General features: G+C 68.2%; 19 protein-coding genes. 5 read left to right on the forward strand and 14 right to left on the reverse strand.

The genetic code is table 11. The annotated features are described in order from the left end of the window. Positions 1-12 precede the first annotated feature (12 nt). Positions 13-594 (forward strand): Crp/Fnr family transcriptional regulator, encoded by a 582-nt coding sequence (locus QT386_RS13755; protein WP_289274351.1) that lies wholly within the window; start codon positions 13-15, stop codon positions 592-594. Between the two features lie 35 nt (positions 595-629). Here QT386_RS13755 and QT386_RS13760 read toward each other — a convergent pair whose 3' ends face one another. Then, positions 630-1,460 (reverse strand): SDR family oxidoreductase, encoded by an 831-nt coding sequence (locus QT386_RS13760; RefSeq protein ID WP_289274352.1) that lies wholly within the window; start codon positions 1,458-1,460, stop codon positions 630-632. Next, positions 1,457-2,383: an MBL fold metallo-hydrolase gene (locus QT386_RS13765; RefSeq protein WP_289274353.1), complete on the reverse strand. Its 927-nt coding sequence runs from the start codon at positions 2,381-2,383 to the stop codon at positions 1,457-1,459. The genes QT386_RS13760 and QT386_RS13765 overlap by 4 nt, the downstream gene beginning before the upstream one ends. Positions 2,384-2,611: 228 nt before the next feature. Between QT386_RS13765 and QT386_RS13770 the strand changes: the two genes are divergently transcribed. Then, on the forward strand, positions 2,612-3,655 hold the full coding sequence (locus QT386_RS13770; protein ID WP_289274354.1) for a Rieske 2Fe-2S domain-containing protein: 1,044 nt from the start codon (positions 2,612-2,614) through the stop codon (positions 3,653-3,655). 66 nt (positions 3,656-3,721) lie between these two features. Here the strand turns inward: QT386_RS13770 and QT386_RS13775 are convergent, their stop codons facing one another. The 6 genes from QT386_RS13775 to QT386_RS13800 all read right to left on the reverse strand — a co-directional run bounded on the left by QT386_RS13775 (position 3,722) and on the right by QT386_RS13800 (position 9,912). Further along, positions 3,722-5,221: a hypothetical protein gene (locus tag QT386_RS13775; RefSeq protein ID WP_289274355.1), complete on the reverse strand. Its 1,500-nt coding sequence runs from the start codon at positions 5,219-5,221 to the stop codon at positions 3,722-3,724. Between the two features lie 92 nt (positions 5,222-5,313). Beyond that, on the reverse strand, positions 5,314-6,093 hold the full coding sequence (locus QT386_RS13780) for a phosphatase PAP2 family protein (protein ID WP_289274356.1): 780 nt from the start codon (positions 6,091-6,093) through the stop codon (positions 5,314-5,316). Next, positions 6,090-6,902 carry a metallophosphoesterase gene (locus QT386_RS13785; protein WP_367401442.1) on the reverse strand — a complete coding sequence of 271 codons (813 nt, stop codon included), beginning with the start codon at positions 6,900-6,902 and terminating at the stop codon, positions 6,090-6,092. The genes QT386_RS13780 and QT386_RS13785 overlap by 4 nt, the downstream gene beginning before the upstream one ends. Continuing rightward, entirely contained in the window at positions 6,899-7,840 is a 942-nt protein-coding gene (locus QT386_RS13790; protein ID WP_289274358.1) for a diacylglycerol kinase family protein, read from the reverse strand. Before QT386_RS13790 ends, QT386_RS13785 begins: the two co-directional genes overlap by 4 nt. A 61-nt stretch (positions 7,841-7,901) precedes the next feature. Beyond that, entirely contained in the window at positions 7,902-8,771 is an 870-nt protein-coding gene (locus QT386_RS13795; protein ID WP_289274359.1) for a lysophospholipid acyltransferase family protein, read from the reverse strand. Between the two features lie 55 nt (positions 8,772-8,826). Continuing rightward, positions 8,827-9,912 (reverse strand): nitronate monooxygenase family protein, encoded by a 1,086-nt coding sequence (locus QT386_RS13800; protein WP_289274360.1) that lies wholly within the window; start codon positions 9,910-9,912, stop codon positions 8,827-8,829. Between the two features lie 113 nt (positions 9,913-10,025). On the opposite strand from QT386_RS13800, the gene QT386_RS13805 reads away from it, so the two are divergent. Continuing rightward, entirely contained in the window at positions 10,026-10,367 is a 342-nt protein-coding gene (locus QT386_RS13805; RefSeq protein ID WP_289274361.1) for a helix-turn-helix domain-containing protein, read from the forward strand. A 6-nt stretch (positions 10,368-10,373) separates the two neighbouring features. On the opposite strand, the gene QT386_RS13810 is transcribed toward QT386_RS13805, so the two are convergent. Together QT386_RS13810 and QT386_RS13815 are read right to left on the reverse strand one after the other, a co-directional pair. Then, positions 10,374-10,913: a YaeQ family protein gene (locus tag QT386_RS13810; RefSeq protein WP_289274362.1), complete on the reverse strand. Its 540-nt coding sequence runs from the start codon at positions 10,911-10,913 to the stop codon at positions 10,374-10,376. 89 nt (positions 10,914-11,002) lie between these two features. After that, positions 11,003-11,875, reverse strand: coding sequence for a DUF1295 domain-containing protein (locus QT386_RS13815; RefSeq protein ID WP_289274363.1), 873 nt, complete (start codon positions 11,873-11,875; stop codon positions 11,003-11,005). Positions 11,876-12,024: 149 nt separating this feature from the next. On the opposite strand from QT386_RS13815, the gene QT386_RS13820 reads away from it, so the two are divergent. Continuing rightward, on the forward strand, positions 12,025-12,543 hold the full coding sequence (locus QT386_RS13820) for a DUF2937 family protein (protein WP_289274364.1): 519 nt from the start codon (positions 12,025-12,027) through the stop codon (positions 12,541-12,543). A gap of 142 nt (positions 12,544-12,685) precedes the next feature. Here the strand turns inward: QT386_RS13820 and QT386_RS13825 are convergent, their stop codons facing one another. The 3 genes from QT386_RS13825 to QT386_RS13835 all read right to left on the reverse strand — a co-directional run bounded on the left by QT386_RS13825 (position 12,686) and on the right by QT386_RS13835 (position 14,543). Next, on the reverse strand, positions 12,686-13,486 hold the full coding sequence (locus QT386_RS13825) for a DUF2145 domain-containing protein (protein ID WP_289274447.1): 801 nt from the start codon (positions 13,484-13,486) through the stop codon (positions 12,686-12,688). Next, positions 13,486-13,935, reverse strand: coding sequence for a hypothetical protein (locus QT386_RS13830; protein ID WP_289274365.1), 450 nt, complete (start codon positions 13,933-13,935; stop codon positions 13,486-13,488). Before QT386_RS13830 ends, QT386_RS13825 begins: the two co-directional genes overlap by 1 nt. A 197-nt stretch (positions 13,936-14,132) precedes the next feature. After that, complete coding sequence (locus QT386_RS13835; protein ID WP_289274366.1) at positions 14,133-14,543, reverse strand: PaaI family thioesterase; 411 nt, start codon at positions 14,541-14,543, stop codon at positions 14,133-14,135. Positions 14,544-14,672: 129 nt separating this feature from the next. Here QT386_RS13835 and QT386_RS13840 point away from each other — a divergent pair, with 129 nt between their 5' ends. After that, on the forward strand, positions 14,673-15,896 hold the full coding sequence (locus QT386_RS13840) for a trans-acting enoyl reductase family protein (RefSeq protein WP_289274367.1): 1,224 nt from the start codon (positions 14,673-14,675) through the stop codon (positions 15,894-15,896). Positions 15,897-16,086: 190 nt separating this feature from the next. On the opposite strand, the gene QT386_RS13845 is transcribed toward QT386_RS13840, so the two are convergent. Beyond that, positions 16,087-16,632: a Pycsar system effector family protein gene (locus QT386_RS13845; RefSeq protein ID WP_289274368.1), complete on the reverse strand. Its 546-nt coding sequence runs from the start codon at positions 16,630-16,632 to the stop codon at positions 16,087-16,089. Positions 16,633-16,642 lie beyond the last annotated feature (10 nt).

Here is a 16,642-nt window from a genome sequence, read left to right on the forward strand (position 1 = left end):
GCGAGCGATAGTATGCCGACTCCGGCCGCCCTCGTCGCCGCCCTGCGTCGTTACCTGCCGCTGGATGAAGCACAGGCCGGGGAACTGCAGCGGATGTCGCGGCCGGCACGGGTGCTGCGCGGCGAGCACCTGTTCCGCCCGGACGAAGTCTGCCGCCGGCTGTTCTTCATGGCGCGCGGCCTGGTACGCAGCTACTACCTGTTCGACGACAAGGAAGTGAACCTGCGCCTGATCTGCGACGGCAGCGCGGTGCTGCCCCTGACCAGCCTGATCACGCAGCAGCCGGCGCAGGAACATATCCAGTGCCTGGCCGACTGCGAGGGCTGGTGGCTGTCGCTCGAGGGCATGCTGCGCCCGGATACGGCCGCGGCCTGGGAGCCGCTGCGGCGGGTGCTGGCGGAACGCCATTACCTGTCGATGGAGCGGCGCCTGCTGACTATCCAGTACAAGTCCGCGGCGCAACGCTGGCGCTATTTCTGCCAGACCATGGAGCCGCGGATCGTTGCGGAGACGCCAGCCCTGCACGTGGCGTCCTACCTGGGCGTCACGCCGGAGTCGCTGAGCCGCATCAAGCACGGCCTCGCCGCGCCATAGGTGGTTCGTCTACCCCTGCTGGAGCTTCAGCCCGATCAGGTGGCTTTCATGGCTTTTTCGCTGAGTCGCCAGAGCCGCGCGGCGACGTCCATGTCACGGCTGGTGCTGCTGCCGTGCCGGCGGCTGCGGTTGACGTAGTACTTTCCGGTCACGGTCCTGAACTTGTCGTCCGTTGCCATCCAGACGGCGGTGTCCGCGCCCTGCTGGGGTGTCAGCATGAAGGCTTTCATCAGACGCGCCAGTGGGGCCGGAAGCTGGCGGTAGATGTCGGTGGCGACGGCGCCAGGGTGAAAGGCGTTGACGGTGACGCGGGTATTCTTCAGGCGCAGGGCCAACTCGCGGACGAAGAGCAGGTTGGCCAGCTTGGCCTGGCCGTAGGCGTGCATGCTGGTGAGATGCTTGCTCGGCTTGGTGAAGCTGCGGGCGTCGATGCGTCCCAGCTTGTGCATCATGGAGCTGGTCACGATGATGCGCCCCTGCGGTGCCGCCACGACTGCGTCCAGCAGGCGCTGGGCCAGGCGGAAGTGACCAAAATGCATGACGCCGATCATTGCTTCGTAGCCGCTGGGCAGGGTCTGCAGCTTGGTCGTGTACATGCCGGCATTCAGGATCAGCACGTCGATCGTCGGAACACGCTTGAGCAGGTAGTCGGCGAAGCGGTCGATCTGCGCGAAGTCGGCCAGATCGAGCTTCACAGCGGCAATTTGGGCACCTGGGCTCGCCGCCTTGATCTTCTCCACGGCAGCGGCCGACTTGGCTTCGTCTCGCGCGGCGATGATGATGCGATTACCGCCCTTGGCCAGCGCCAGCGCCATTTCGTAGCCGATGCCGCTGTTGCCTCCGGTGATGAGTACGGTTCTGCTCATGGATTGCCTGTTCGAATGAATTCTGGTTTCAGGTAGCCCTCGGCCGTCAGTTCCGCAACGACCTCGGCGTCATGCCCCGGCACTTGCCTGATGGCCGGCTCACGCTGGGCCAGCAGGTGCAGCGCCTTGAGCTGTCCGAACACGGCATGGCGGTCTTCACCGATCAGCCATTCGGTCACGAAGCGGGGGCGCTCCCGCTGCCGCTCGATGTTGCCATGCTTCCATGACACATCGCCGAGAAACAGCAGTTCGTGGCCATCGGCCAGCTTCACGTAGACCATCTGGCTGCCCGGCGTGTGCCCCGGTGCCGCCACGGCGACCACGCCGGGGGCGATGGCGGCGGCGCCTTCATAGCGCAGCGGCTGGTAGTTGGCCAAGGAGCCTTCCGGCACCACCGCCGGCTTCATGTACTGGGGATGGTCCTGCTGCACCTGGGTCAGGCGCAGGGCCGGCAGCAGCGAGGCCAGGCGCGGGTGCTGCAGCACGCCGCCGCTGTGGTCGCTGTGCTCATGGGTGATCAGGATGAACGCTGCCTTCTCCAGCGCGGCGCTGACGCGGCCGTAGGCGGCCTCGTCGTAGTAGGGGACCATGAATTCCGGCTTGGCCAGGTCGCGGGGCATTGCGGAATCGATCATCGCCGTGCGGTCCGGGTAGACCAGTTGGTAGGCGTAGATCGGCATTTCCTGCGTCGCCCAGCCGTCGCCGGCGGCGATCATCGCCCCGGGGAAGCTGAAGGCGGTGACCTTCTCGTAGCGGATCTCGCGCGGCAGGTCGCCGGGGAGGCTGCCGGCCAGCCGGCGCAACTCCGCGATATCCAGCGGGAAATCGGCGTCCGCCGGCATGCGGCTGTCGGCCGCGTACCACCAGTACAGCGCGCCGAACACGGCGATCAGGCCCAGGGTCCAGGCAGCAGCTTTGCGCATCGGTCGTTTCCGTTCAGGCGGGGATTCCGGGAGGGGTGGCGGGCCGTCCCTCGGGTCCGAGCGGCATGCATGCCCTAAATTTCATGAAAGCGCAAGATGCATTCTAAGAAGGCCCGGAAGGGTGTTTCGTAGCATCCTCAGAATCACCCCACTGTTGGCTTTTTCACAAGGCATGACAGGGAAGTCATTCAGGTGCGCCCCGGCGCGTTAGATCTGCAGGAGATAACCGTGAGCAAACCCATCAACCTCAAGATTCTGCTCGAATCCAAGAACCTGGAGCGCGCGCCGTTCCCGATTCCGGTCGGCTGGTTCTTCGTCGACTTTTCCGAAAACCTCAAGCCCGGCGAGCTGCGCAACGTCGAAATGCTCGGCCAGGAGTGGGTGGTGTTCCGCACCGAGAGCGGCGTGGCCGGCATGAGCGACCCCTATTGCCCGCATCTCGGCGCCCACATGGGCCACGGCGGCAAGGTCTGCGGCGAGCACCTGCGCTGCCCGTTCCATCACTGGGAGTACAACACCGAGGGCTGGTGCAAGTCCGTGCCCTACGGCAAGCGCAAGCCGCCCATCACCAACCTGCAGCCGATCCTCCGCACCCTGCCGGTAGTGGAGAAGTACGGCATGATCTGGTGCTGGCACCACCCGGCTTGCGAGGCGCCGAGCTTCGAGCTGCCGTACATCCCGGAGATGGAAGACGCCACCGGCTACGCCGGCAACCGCCGCGGCAGCTGGACCGCCAACACCTGCGTGCAGGAGATCGCCGAGAACGGCGTCGACACCGCGCATCTCAAGTTCCTGCACAACGCGCCGATCATCCCGCCCGTCGAGGCGACCTATGACGGCCCGGTTATGACGCTGAACATCGGCCAGGGCTACATCGTGGGCAAGTCCTACGGCCCGGGCCTGAACGTGCTGCGCTTCAACCAGGAAGGCATCACCGCCACGATGATGTCCTACACGGTGCCGCTGACCAAGGACAAGACGCAGATGAACATGTCCTTCCGCCACGTTGACTACGCGGAAGGCACCCGTGAGCTGCACGCCTCCCGCAAGGTCATCGACCACATGATCGGCGCGGCCGAGGGCGAGGAGAGCGCGGGCTTCGAGAGCGTCGACTTCATCGTCTGGAACAACAAGAAGTACCGCCCGAACCCGCTGCTCTGCGACGGCGACGGCCCGGTGATCCAGTTCCGTCACTGGTTCAAGCAGTTCTACGTCGAAGCGCCGAGCTTCTCGCCCAACACGGCGAACCCGGCCCCGGCCGAAGCCGCCTGATCGCTGCGATCCGGCGCGACAAGAAGCCCGCCTTCAAGGCGGGCTTCTTGTTTGTGGCGGCGGGCTCTATCGGGCCAGCCGCAGCAGCAGGTTGTCCGGCCCCGGCTCGGGCAGGGACGGGTCGTTGTAGCGGCGCACGATGAGGTAGACGTTGTCGCCGCTGCCGTTGTGGAACACGAAGCCGGCGATGCCGCTCTCCGGGACCTCGAAGCTTGCTGTTGGCGCCACGGTGTCCCGGTCATAGAAGTTAAGACGGCTGCTGCACTCGGCGAAGGGTGCCCGGTAGCAGGACTCGTTGTTGGTTTCGGCGATCGCGATCTCGCCAGCCGCCACCGAATCGCTCAGTGACTGGATGCCGCCCGTGGGCCCGAACAGCGCAACGTTGCCCATGTGCGTCAGGTCGTTCCTGCGATACTCCGAGGCACGGAAGACAGCGCTGCAGGCGGTGTAGACGCGGTTGCCGGTCGCGGACAGCCACAGGCGACCGCAGCCCGGATGCGTGCCGCCGTCGCCGGATTCGTACAGCCGGAGGGTGCCGCGCTCGTTCACCTCGAACTTGATGATGTCGCCGGTGGACGGCAGGGGCGGGATGGCATAGATCGACTGGCCGCTGGGGTGCAGGGCACCGGTCAGCTGGAACGGCACATCGAAGCCGCTGGTCTGCACGGCCTTGGTGTCGAGGTGGATCGAGGTGATGAACCCGTAGGGCAGGGTGTCGATGGGGCCCGGAAGCAGATGAGCGATCCGGCTGCCACCCAGCAGCAGGTCGGACGCCGGCAGGAGGGTGGTGGAGGCGGCGGTCACCGCGCCCGGAGCGCCGGAGTCCGGCAGCGCCGCGTATACCAGCTTGGCTCCTGCCGCTTCGGATGCCGCCAGCAGGATGGCCACGGTCCGGCCATCGCTGCTCAGCGCCATGGCGGCGGGCGCCTGATCCAGGTCCAGTTTCGCCTCGGTATTGGTGGCTGTGTCGTAGACGTAGAGCGCGTTGGCCGGCTGTGTGGAGATCATCACGACGGCCTCCAGCGCGTCGCTGTAGGCCGCGTCGACCACGTCATGGTCGCCCATGGCCAGTGTGGTGGCGGCGAGCAGGCCTCCATCCACCGGCGCCGCCGAAACCGGCAGTGCAGGGTCCGGCTCCGGTGCCGCGCTGCCGGTGACGGTGTAGCGGGCTTCCACGATGCGCGGGCTGCCCGCCAGGTGCTCGGCGCAGGCGGTGTCGTAGCACAGCTTCAGCGTCACCTTGTCGGTGTAGGTGTCGGCGCCAAGCCGGTCCGGGTCCTTGAAGAAAATCTGGAGGCGGCCTCCGCCGGAGGCATCGATCGTGACTTCAGTGCGGGCAATGCCGGCCGCCGTCGCTGTTGCCGTAGGGTAGACCTCGCGGCCTGCCGTCCTGCCGAAGCTGAAATAGATCGAACTGGATGGTGCAACGCCGGTGGTCTTGGCCGTGACGACGACGCTGGATGTCGAGAGACGAAGCTCCGCCGGACCTCCTCCCGCGCCGCCGCCGCCGCAGGCCGCCAGCAATGCCGCCAGCAATGCCACGGCGCTTCTGCAAGACATGTTCATGAATGGTGGCTCCCCCCTGGAATGATGATCGTGTGCCTCGATGGGCGGCAACGATATCGGGGTGCCACGGGCTTGAAAACCTGAACCTACTGTCAGGTTGTTTCGCCCCGCAGCCTTGCCATCTCCGCCCCGGCGATGCAGACCGCCAGCCAGGCGCTGCCTAGCATGAAGCCCGCCAGCACGTCGCTGAACCAGTGCACCTGAAGCACGATGCGGCTGTAGCCCACCAGCAGGGCGGTGGCGATGGCGGCCAGGGCCAGTGGCAGGTGCAGCACGCGCGGCGTGAAGCGCATCAGCACCCAGGCGAGCATGCCGTAGGCCACCAGCGAGCCGGACGAATGCCCGCTGGGGAAACTCCAGCCGTTGGCGTGGGCCCAGCCGTGCTCGTGCAGCGGGCGGCTGCGCTGGAACAGCTCCTTCAGTGCCCGGTTCAGCAGGCCGTTGCCGGCCAGCGCCACCACCCAGGCGATCGCCAGCCGATGATGACCCTGCCGCAGCAGCAGCATCGCCACCACCACGCATAGCGCGGTGAGCGTCCAGAAATCACCCAGGTGGGTCAGTGCGCCGAAGATTCGCAGCGTCTGCGCCTGCAGGCGCTGCGACAGTTCCCCGGCGAGGGCCTCATCGAAGCGGCCCAGTTCCTCGTCCACGCCGATCTCGTCGGCCAGCGCCAGGAAGGCCGACAGCGTGGCCAGCACGATGCAGAAGCCCAGGCCCAGGTGCCAGGCCAGTTCGCGGCGGTCGAAGAAGTGCAGGGCGCGCAGGCGCCGGATCAGCGCCCAGGCCAGGCCCATCAGCAGCAGCATGCCGGTGCAGAGAGTCGCGAAGACCAGCAAGGGATGATCGGCGACGAAGGCGGCGGTGTCGTTCATGCGGCGTCCCGCTGCAGCGGCAGCTCCTCGCTGCGGGCCAGTTCGAAGGCGTCCGCGGCATCGCGGTAGTCCCAGCGCTCCACACGGCATTGCAGGGCGGCGGCGTCGTAGTGCAGCAGGTTCACCGAGTTGCCGGCTTCGAAACGGATGCGCCAGGACACCGCGGTGCCGGCCTGCACGCCCCAGGCGCGTCGGGGCAGGCCGGGGTAGCGGTCCGCCAGCAGGCCGACCGAGGGGAAGTGGATGTGGCCCCCCAGCACCAGGTCGGCCCCGGCCTCGGTCCAGGCGCGGACGGCAGCGCCGGCGCCATGCAGCAGGTTGTGCTCGTCGCGTGGCCGCACCACGTGCACCGGCTGGTGCGTCACCACGACGCGGAGCTGCTGAGGTTTGGCATGGCGCAACCGCTGGGCCACGCGTCGCACCTGCTCCGCAGAGACCTCGCCGTCCTTGTGGCGGCGCGGGCGCGTGGTGTTGACGCCGATGGCCAGCAGCTCCGGCAGGTCGAGCACCGGTTCCAGCTCGTCGCCGAAGCGGCGCTGGTAGGCGGCATAGGGCCGCAGCCAGCGTGCCAGCGGATTCAGCAGCGGGATGTCGTGATTGCCCGGCACCGTGAGCATCGCCGGGATGCGCAGGCTGTCGACGAAGCGCCGCGCCGCGTCGAACTGCGTATCACTGCCGCGCTGGCTGATATCACCCGACAACAGCAGCACCTGGGGCCGCTGGGCTTCGGCCAGACGACGCAGGGCCTGCACCACCTGTGGCCGCTCGGTGCCGAAATGCGGATCGGAGACCTGCAGCAGCAGCATCAGGCCGGCTCCACGCGATCTTCCAGCCGCGGCACCATCAGCAGCAGCGGCTGCGGTGCCACGCGGAACCGCAGCGGCGTGTGCAGGTGGAAGACCTCGCCGTCGGTGGCCACCTTGAGGCGGCGCTTGCGCCGTGTGCGCACCGTCAGGTTGCGCAGGCTGAAGCTGGTCACCGTGTCGGCCTCTCCCAGGCGCCCGAGGGCGCCGCGCAGCAGCAAGCCCAGCATGCTCAGACCACGGATCGGCTTGAGCATGACGGCGACCAGCCGGCCGGCTTCCAGGGCCGGCGCCTCGGCGATGCCGATCCGCTCGAACTGCAGGCGGTTGTTGCCGACGAACAGCGTCGGCGTGCGCAGGCACAGCTCCTGGCCGTCCTGCTCGATGCACAGCTCCAGCTGGCGCCGCTCGCGCAGCAGCGTGGCCAGGCCGGCGATCAGCGCGACGATGCGGCTGCGCCCCAGCTGCTGCTTGTAGGCTTCACGGTCTTCCAGCAGGGTGGGGTAGAGGCCCAGGCTGGCGTTCACCAGGAACAGCCGGTCGTTGACCATCCCGGCCTGTACAGGCTGCAGCTCGGCGCGCAGCAGGGCGCGCACTGCCGCCTCGGTCTCCTGCGGGATGCCATGGGTGCGGCCGAAGTAATTGAAGGTGCCCTGTGGCAGCACCGCGAAGGGCAGGCCGGCACCGATGACCGCCTGCGCCACGGCGTTGAGGGTGCCGTCGCCGCCGGCGGCCACCACCACGCCGTGCTCGGCGCGGGCCAGAGCCACCGCCTGCCTGGCCGCGGCGACCACGCCGCCGCCGGTGGCGGGCAGGAAGCGATGGGCGCGGCCGGCCGTATCCAGCAGCGCGGCGATCCGGGCCTGGGTTTCGGTGGCTTGCTGCGCACCGGAGCCGGCGTTGATGACGATGAACAGCGGTCCGTCGCTGCGGGGCAGGGTCATGGCATGTCGGTTCGGGAAATGTCCCGCTCAGACTGCCATAGCCCTGCCGGGGTTCACAGGCTCAGGCCCCGCGGTAGAAATCCGGCGCCCCGGGCGGCTGGCGGCGGAAGCGCTTGTAGCCCCACCAGTACTGCTCCGGGCAGTCGCGCACGCATTGCTCCAGGCCCAGGTTCATCGCCGCGGTGGCCTTCTCCACGTCGGGGTCATGGATGCCGGCGGGTGCTTCGACGTAATGCGCGATGTAGCCCCGTGCCCAGGGCAGGCGCTCGCCGAACATGAAGACCACCGGCGAGCCCGACTCCTGCACCAGGCGCGCGATCAGGGTCGGTGTATGCGCCGGCACGCCCATGAAGGGCACGAACACGCCGCGGCCCGGTGGCGGATCGTGGTCCGGCATGTAGTAGACGCCCAAGCCCTCGGCCAGCAGGGGCAGTGCCGCCTTGCGCACGCCGGCCTCGGCCGCGACCATGCGGCCGCCGAAGCGGCAGCGGCCCTTGAGCGACAGGGCGTTGAGCGCGCCCTTCTGTGGCTTGTACAGGCCATAGAACGGGAAGTTGGCCGACATCGGGATGGCCACGGCCTCGAAGGCGCCCTGGTGCAGCGTCAACAGGATCACGCCCTTGCCCTGGGCGAAGGCACGCTCCAGCACCTCGATGCCGCGCCATTCCTTGACCGCGTTCTTCACCGAACCACCGGGGCCGAGCCAGACGCGCGCAGTCTCGATGTAGGTCTTCATCTCGTGGCCTACCGAGGCTCGCGCGATGCGCCGCTGCTCGGCCTCGGACAGCTCCGGCATGCAGCGGCTGATGTTGCGCAGCGCCACGCGCTTGCGCGAGGACGAGGTGACCCACAGCAGCCAGCCGGCGAAGGCACCCAGCCCTTGCAGCACGGCCAGGGGCAGCCATGCCAGCACATGGAAAAGGAAGGACATCGGGAAGGACACCGCGACGAAGAAGGTCGGGCATTCTACCCGGTCCCTCGCGGTGCTACCCCGCCTGCCGGCCCAGCAGGGCGTCGGTGCCCTGCACCAGGGCTGCGAACAGTTCCCCGGCGTCGTGCTGGCGCAGCAGCGGCGCGGCCTGGCCGGCCCAGAGCGACATGCGGTCCGGGCGGTCCTGCTCGCCGGCGGCCTTGCGGAAGCTTCCGGTGAACCAGTTCTGGATCGGGTAGGGGAAGGGAGCGGCGCGCGAGGCGGCCATTTCCTCCAGGAAGCGATTGCGGATGCCGCGCGCCAGGCGGCCGCTGAAGACGCGAGTCAGCGCGGTGTAGCGGCTGCGCTCGTCGAACAGCATGCGCCGGTGGGGCCTGCTGGCCGAGGACTGCTGGCAAGCCAGGAAGGCGGTGCCGACCTGCACGCCTTGCGCGCCCAGCATCAGCGCCGCCGCGATACCGCGGCTGTCGGCGATGCCGCCGGCGGCGATCACCGGCGTCTTCACGCGGTCCGCCACCGTGGGGATCAGCGCGAAAGTCCCGGTCAGCGAATCCTCCGCCGGCGCCAGGAAGGACACGCGGTGGCCGCCGGCCTCGAAGCCGGTGGCCACGATCAGGTCCACGCCGGCCGCTTCCATCGCCACGGCTTCATCGATGGTGGTGATGGCACCGATGGTGACGATGCCGCGGCGCCGGCATTCCTCGAGGATGCGGGCCGACGGAATGCCAAACACGAAGCTAAAGGCCGGCGGATTGGCTTCCAGCACGGCCTCCACCTGCTCCTCGAAGCTTTGGCCGTAACGCGCCGGCATGGCGGGCGGATCCACGCCGAGCTCCTCGTAGTAGGGGCGGAAGCGCTCGATGCCCGCCGCGAACTGCTCGGCACTTAACGACAGGCCGCCCTCGTCATGGTTGGAGACCCAGAGGTTCAGGGCGTAGGGCTTGGTCGTGCGCGAGCGGATCGTGGTGTCCAGTTCGCGTATTTGTGCCGGCGTCAGGTGATGCACGCCGAAGGAGCCCAGGCCGCCGGCGTTGGACACCGCCGCCAGCAGGTCCACGGAGGACAGGCCGCCGCCGAAGGGCCCCTGCACGATGGGGTAGCGCAACCCCAGCTTCCGGCTTACCGCGGTGTCCTGCCACATGCGAAGGCTCCTGGTCCGAATGTGGCGGCACTATACTGCGCTGGTTACCCTTGGTAACTGGTTCGGGAAAATATTCGGGTTACCTGCAGGTAACCGCATGCTGGAGCTGGCGCATGGTGAAGGTCCGAAGGAACAAGGTCGAGCAGCCGCCGGAGGTCTGCCCCCTGGGCGAATGCATGAGCCTGATCAGCGGCGCCTGGTCGCCGCACGTGATCTGGTACCTGCGTGATGGCCCGCGGCGCTTCAGCGAGCTGCGCGGCGACATCAAGGGCGTGTCGGCCAAGGTGCTCACCGCGCGCCTGCGGCAACTGGAGCGCGATGGCGTATTGATCCGCCGTGAGGTGGACAGCTCGCCGCCAACGGTGGAGTACTCGCTGAGCGAACTGGGTGCGGAACTGCGGCCGGCGATCGCGGCGATCGTCGACGTCGGCCATCGGCTCAAGCAGCGGCGCTGAGTTGGCTCAGCCGGCGCGCTGCTCGGTGATCGCGAGCGTGTGGTTTTCGCCGCCCAGGTCCAGGTAGAGCTGTCGCTCGGTCACGGTGACGGACAGGCTGTTGCGACGCTCCAGCTTGCCGGCGATGCCGCCGATGAGGTTGCGCTCGAAGCTGTAGACCGGGATGTCGGCGGCGCGGTGGATGCGCTGTCCGGCGTACTGTGCCAGCAGTTGGCCCGGATCGCGATGCGTGTAGACCGCGGCGCGGCCGGCCAGCTTGGCTCCGCGGTGCAGGCGCTCCGGATCGGGCGCGCCGACCTCGATCCAAGCGGTCACGCGGCCGGTCAGGTCCTTCACCATCACCGCCGGTTCATCCACCGCGGCGATGCCCTCGGTCAGCACGATGCCGTCCTGGTATTCCAGGCAATAGGCCAGCACGCGGGTGAGCATGAACTCGGCGGTCTCCGAGGGCTGCCGCGCCACGCGCAACTCGAAACTCTCGTAGATGCCGCGATCCATGTCGGCGAGCTGGATCGCGAAGTGATGCAGGGTAGCGGTCTGTGCCATGGCGGCGGAGTGTAGCGAAAGCCCCGCCGCTTCACTGAAAAAAGCGCCCAGCGAGGATCGCTGCGCGCCGTGCCCGTGCCTCCTGTCGCTCAGCGCCGCGGTGGCAGCGGCACCAGGGCCGAGACCTTGCGCATGTGCTCGGCATAAGCCGGCCGGCGCTCGACGCTGCGCTTGTCCATCAGCGGGATGCTGGCGAAGACGAACATCGCCGTCATGGCCAGCGCGCCCGGGATCAGCCAGGCCCAGTACTGCGGGGCGGCGGCGAGGCCGAACAGCATCAGGCCCCACCAGAAGCTCAGCTCGCCGAAGTAATTGGGGTGGCGCGACCAGCCCCAGAGGCCGCTGGTGATGAACTCGCCGGGCTTTTTCTTCTTCGCGATGTAGGCATGCAGCTGCAGGTCCGCCACCGTCTCGATGGTGATGGCACCCAGCGTGACGACGAAGGCCACGGCATCGAGCCAGCCCAGTTCGCCCTGGCCATAGCGGATCACCGCGTAGATCGGCAGGCAGCCGAGGAACACCTGGATCGTGGGAAACAGGTGGATGGCGAAGAAGTCGGCCGGCAGCTCCGCCTTGCCGGCGCGCTGCTTGATCATCGGGTAGCGCCAGTCCTCATGGTGCAGGCCGCCCCAGAAGGTCGCCCAGTTGGCCGTCAGGCGGATACCCCAGATCCAGACCAGGGCCACCACTAGCGCGACGCGCACCGGGTTGGCGCCGGCGTCGGCATTGAGCCAGTACCAGTACACCGCCAGCAGCGGCGGGATCACGCTCCAGTAGGCATCGTAGAAGCTGGAATTCCTGTACTTGCGGCTGAAGGCGAAGATCACGAGCGTGGCGGCGAAGTCTCCGGCCAGCGCATCGTAGGGTTGCGGCAGGCCCAGTCCCAGCATCACGGCCAATGCCACGCCCGTGCAGATGATGTACGACACCACGATCGGCGCGAAATCCGATTTGCTAGCCATCCTGTCTCCCCCTCCGGGATCGGTGCTGCGGTTATTTTGGCCACTATGACGCCGCTATCGGGGGGCAACCTCGTCTTGCCGGAGTAGGGCGGCCCCGGAACCCGGGGCCTGGCTGGCGGTCGGAAGCAGGTGAACCTATGCTCAGGACCATGAATTTCCTTGCGCGCTTCTTCGGTGGCGTCTCCGAGCGGATCGCGGCCGTAGTGCTCGCGGTCGCGGCGGCGCAGTTCCCGGTCTACTACCTGGCTTACGGCAACACCCTGGCCGGCGCGCAGATGGAGGCCGAGGTGCGTTACCGCGAACTGCTGGCCGAGGCGGCGCAACTGCACCTGGACGTGGAAGACTTCGTGGGCCGCCACGAGAACAATGCGGACGCGGTGTTCCAGGCCTCCGGCCGCATCCACCGCAGCACCCTCGAGCGCCACCGGCGCTACACCGCGATGCAGGACGCCCTGCGCAATGCCCCGGCCTGGGAGCGCCCGCTGGCCCTGGCGCGCAACTTCGACCCGGCGATCCACGCCGCCACGCGCTTCGAGCCCGGCCTGCCGCTGACGCTGGAGGCAGGTGCTTACGCGCTGGTCGGCATCCTGCTGGCATGGCTACTGACCTCGCTGCTGGGCCTGGCCTTCCGCGGCCCTGGCGCGCGCCGGGCCGACAGCTTCCGCTAGGGCCAGTCCCTGGGGAAGCTCGGAAAGAGTTACCGTTCGCCCTGGGCCAGTCGAAGGGTGAGCGGTCACCCGTTGGCCGGCCGTGGTGACACCCCGCCCGTGCTTCGTCAGGCTCAGCACGAACGGACTTTTCAAACGTTCCCTAGGGGCCGGCCAGCGCCAGCTCGTGGCTCTCCGCCAGCCATTGGCGCTCGCCCAGCCAGCGGGCGATCGACTCCACCGTCACCACCGAGTAGTTGCCGCTGAGGCGCTCACCCAACGGGTGGTCGGTGAAGGCGAAGTTGGCGCGGAACAGCGTCGCCCCCAGGCGCTCGGTCGGCGCTATCGCGATGCGGTCGGGCCGGTAGCCGGCGCGCCTCAACTGCGCCTGCGCGGCGGCGCGGCCGATCACCGGCACATCCGAGCCCGCCGACACCAGGAACTCCAGCAACCAGCTGTTGGAGTTCTGGTATTCCAGCGTGAAAGGGTAGGCCAGCAGGCTGTAGCGCGGCTGATCCAGTCCCAGGCCGAGATCGCCCGCCGCCGCCGGGGCCAGCCGCGCCTGCAGCGGCCCGGTGGGCAACAGCAGCAGCGCACGGTACTCGTGCGGGTCGTCGAGAAAGAAGTTCATCAGGCCATCCCGGAACAGCGAGGCGCGGTCCTCACCGCAATGATTGAGCTTGTGCAGGATCGTCCAGCCCGCCTCGCCGGGCGCGCGGTAGGCGATGCCGGCATGGGTGTAGCGCAGGCCGTATTTCGACACGTCGGAACCGACGCGGCCGAGGATCGCCACCTGCGCCTGCCGCCGATCCAGTTCCTGCTGCACCTGCTGCGCCAGGCGCATCGCCTTGCCCATCTCCGCCGGGGTCACCGGCTTGTCCGCGCAGGCCTGGCCGGCCTGCAGCGGGGCGCTGGCCAGCAAAGCCAGGGCGAGCAGCGCGCCCTGCGCCCGGCGCAGGGGCATCACGCGCCGGCGCCGAGCGAGCGCGCCGGGCGCGAATGCATCAGGGCCTTGCCGGCCTCGTTCGGCACGAAGGCGATCACCTCGCCGGTGCGCACGATCAGCCAGCCCGCGCCCTCGGCGATTACCGTCACCGTCTGGCCCGCGGCGTAGGACAGCCCGCCGGCCACGGCCACCGGCACCGCGAGCACCACCTTGCCGACCTTGGCACTGCCCTGCAGCGTCACGCGCAGGCCATCGCCGACCGCGACCACCGCTACCACCACCATGTCAGCGCTGCCCTGGACCACGGCGAGACTGCCTTCGGCCACGGTGGCGCTGCCGTTGGCGGACAGCTCCGATCCGCGCGACAGGCCGGAAGGATCGGCGGCGGACACGGGCAGCGGCTGGGCGGCCACCAGCACCAGGGCCAGGGCGGCGGATGCGGCAACGAGCGGACGGGTAGTGGTCATGATGGCTCCTCAATGAACATTGTTCATATAGATTGCGAAGGAAACCGTGGGCGGCAGGCATCCGCCGGACGCGAATCCAGAGAGGCGGGACGATGAGCCTGCGGGGAGCAGGCTAGCCGTAACCGCTTCCTGGCGAACTTAAATGATCAATGTTCATATATCAAGTGCGACTCGGCGCGGCGGGTCCCGCAGCGGGATCAGGCTCGTGGCTTGAGGATGCTCTTGGTGACGGTGGCGCGGGCCATGACCTCGTCGCCGACGCGGGCCTCGGCCTCCATGAAGGCAACCGAGCGGCCGCGGCGGATCACGCGGCCGGTGAAGACCACCCGGTCACCCGCGCGGGCGCCACGCATCAGCGATACGTGGATGTCGTGGGTCACGGCGTTGTGGCCTTCCGGCAGCTCGCTCAGCAGGGCGGCGTAGCAGGCCATGTCGCAGATCGTATAGACGTTGCCGCCCAGGAACATGCCGGCGGCATTGACCATGTCGCCGGCCACATCGATCTCGATGCGCGAGCGGCCATCCGCGGCCTCGATGCGCTCCACGCCCATGGCGCGGTGTTGGGGGTGGCCGACCACGTATGGCAGGAACTGCTCGAGTGCACTCACGGCTTGGGCTCCATCAATGGATAGCTGCCATTCTGCGGCAGGCGGCGTGGCGGCACATCGCCCAGATGGTGCAGGGTAGGGCTGCAGCGGCTATCCTCGGCCACCTGAAATCCCAGAGGGGCAACTCCCATGAGCCAGTACCAGGCCGTCGTCTTCGGCGCCACCAGCTTCGTCGGCCAGATCCTGGCCCGCTACCTGTTCCAGCGCCATGGCGCCGACGGCAGCTTCCGCTGGGCCCTGGCCGGCCGTTCCAAGGCCAAGCTGGAGCAACTGCGCGACAGCCTCGGCGCCGGTGCCGCCAAGCTGCCCCTGATCATTGCTGACGCGGCCGACAAGGCGGCCCTGCGCAAGCTCTGCGAGTCCACCGACGTGGTGATCTCCACGGTAGGGCCCTATGCGCTCTACGGCTCGCCGCTGGTGCAGACCTGCGCCGAGACCGGCACCGACTACTGCGACCTCACCGGCGAGCCGCAGTGGATCGCACGCATGATCGCCGCGCACGAGCAGGCGGCCCAGCGTAGCGGCGCGCGCATCGTCCACTGCTGCGGCTACGACTCCATTCCTTCCGACCTTGGCGTGCATTTCCTGCAGCGGGAGTCGCTGCGCGAGTTCGGCGAGCCCTGCACCCGCGTCAAGATGCGCGTGAAGAAGCTGCGCGGCGGCTTCTCCGGCGGCACCGCGGCCAGCCTTATGAACGCAGTGGCGGAAAGCGCGCGTGACCCGGCGGTGCGCCGCATGATGAGCGACCCCTATGGCATCTGCCCGCCGGACCGCCGCGGCACGGTGAAGCAGCCTAACGTGGTGTTCGCCGAATACGACGAGGACGCCAGGAGCTGGCTGTCGCCTTTCGTAATGGCTGGCATCAACACCCGAGTGGTGCACCGCTCCAACGCCCTGGCCAACCAGGCCTACGGCGCGGACTTCCGCTACGACGAGGCGGTGATGGCCGGGCCCGGATTCAAGGGTCGCCTGGCGGCTGCGGGCACGGCGGTGGGCTTGGGCGCTTTCGTTGCTGCCACCGCGATGGGGCCCACGCGCAAGCTGCTGGAGAGGATCGTGCCGCAGGCGGGCGAGGGGCCGACGCCGGAACAGCAGGAGAAGGGACTGTTCGACCACCGCGTCTTCGGCGAGACCGCCTCGGGCCGCAAGCTGGTGGTAAAGGTCACCGGCGACCGCGATCCGGGCTACGGCTCCACCGGCAAGATGCTGGGGGAGGCCGGTGCCTGCCTGGCGCTGGACAAGCCCAAGGACCAGCTCGCAGGTGGTTTCTGGACGCCGGCGACGGCGCTGGGCGATGCGCTGGTGCAGCGCCTGGTGGCGAATGCGGGGCTGACGTTCGAGCGCGTTGCCTGATGTGTTGCACCCCGCTCCCCTCGTGGGAGAGGGGTGGGGGACGAGGGCATGGACGCCCGAGGTAGGGCAACGCAGGGGCAGTTGCCGAGAGGGGCCTCTTCAATCGGCGCGAGGTGCGTAACCGCCGACGCACCACCCTCACCTTGACCCTCTCCCGCTGGCGGGAGAGGGAATGTGTTCTCGCCCGCGCCTACATCACCGCTTGCGCGATCCACGCACAACCCGCCGCGAACAGGCCGATCAGGAACACCATGTAGCCGGCCTGCACGTATCTGAACTTGTAGCGCTTCAGGTACTGGCCCATCTCGTAGATCTCGCGCAACTGCATCTCGTAGGTCTTGGCCGGCGAGCTCATGACCTCTTCCATCTCGCGCAGGTACTGCTCGTAGCTCAGCGTGGTGAAGTGGGCGAAGAACAGCAGGTTGCGGCTGGGTGTGGCCTTGGCGCCGCTGCCAAGCTTGGGCATGGCGGCGATGATCGCCAGGCATACCGAGGCCAGGCTGAAGATCGTCAGGATCAGGGCGGGCAGGCTCTCGCCGCCGTTGGCCTCGCGCGCCGCCAGGGTCAGCACCACCGAGGCGGCGATCATCAGCATGTTGGCCTTGGTGTCGGCCGTGATGCTGAGCGTCATGTGATGGATGCGCGTCTGCCGCACCATGATGTCGAGGTGCGCGGCGCCTTGCTCGATGCGCAGGGCAGGCGGGTTCGGCGGGGTGATGGTCGTGGGATCGTTCATCGGCCTGCAT

Source organism: Solimonas sp. SE-A11, assembly GCF_030345715.1.
GTDB lineage: Bacteria > Pseudomonadota > Gammaproteobacteria > Nevskiales > Nevskiaceae > Solimonas_A.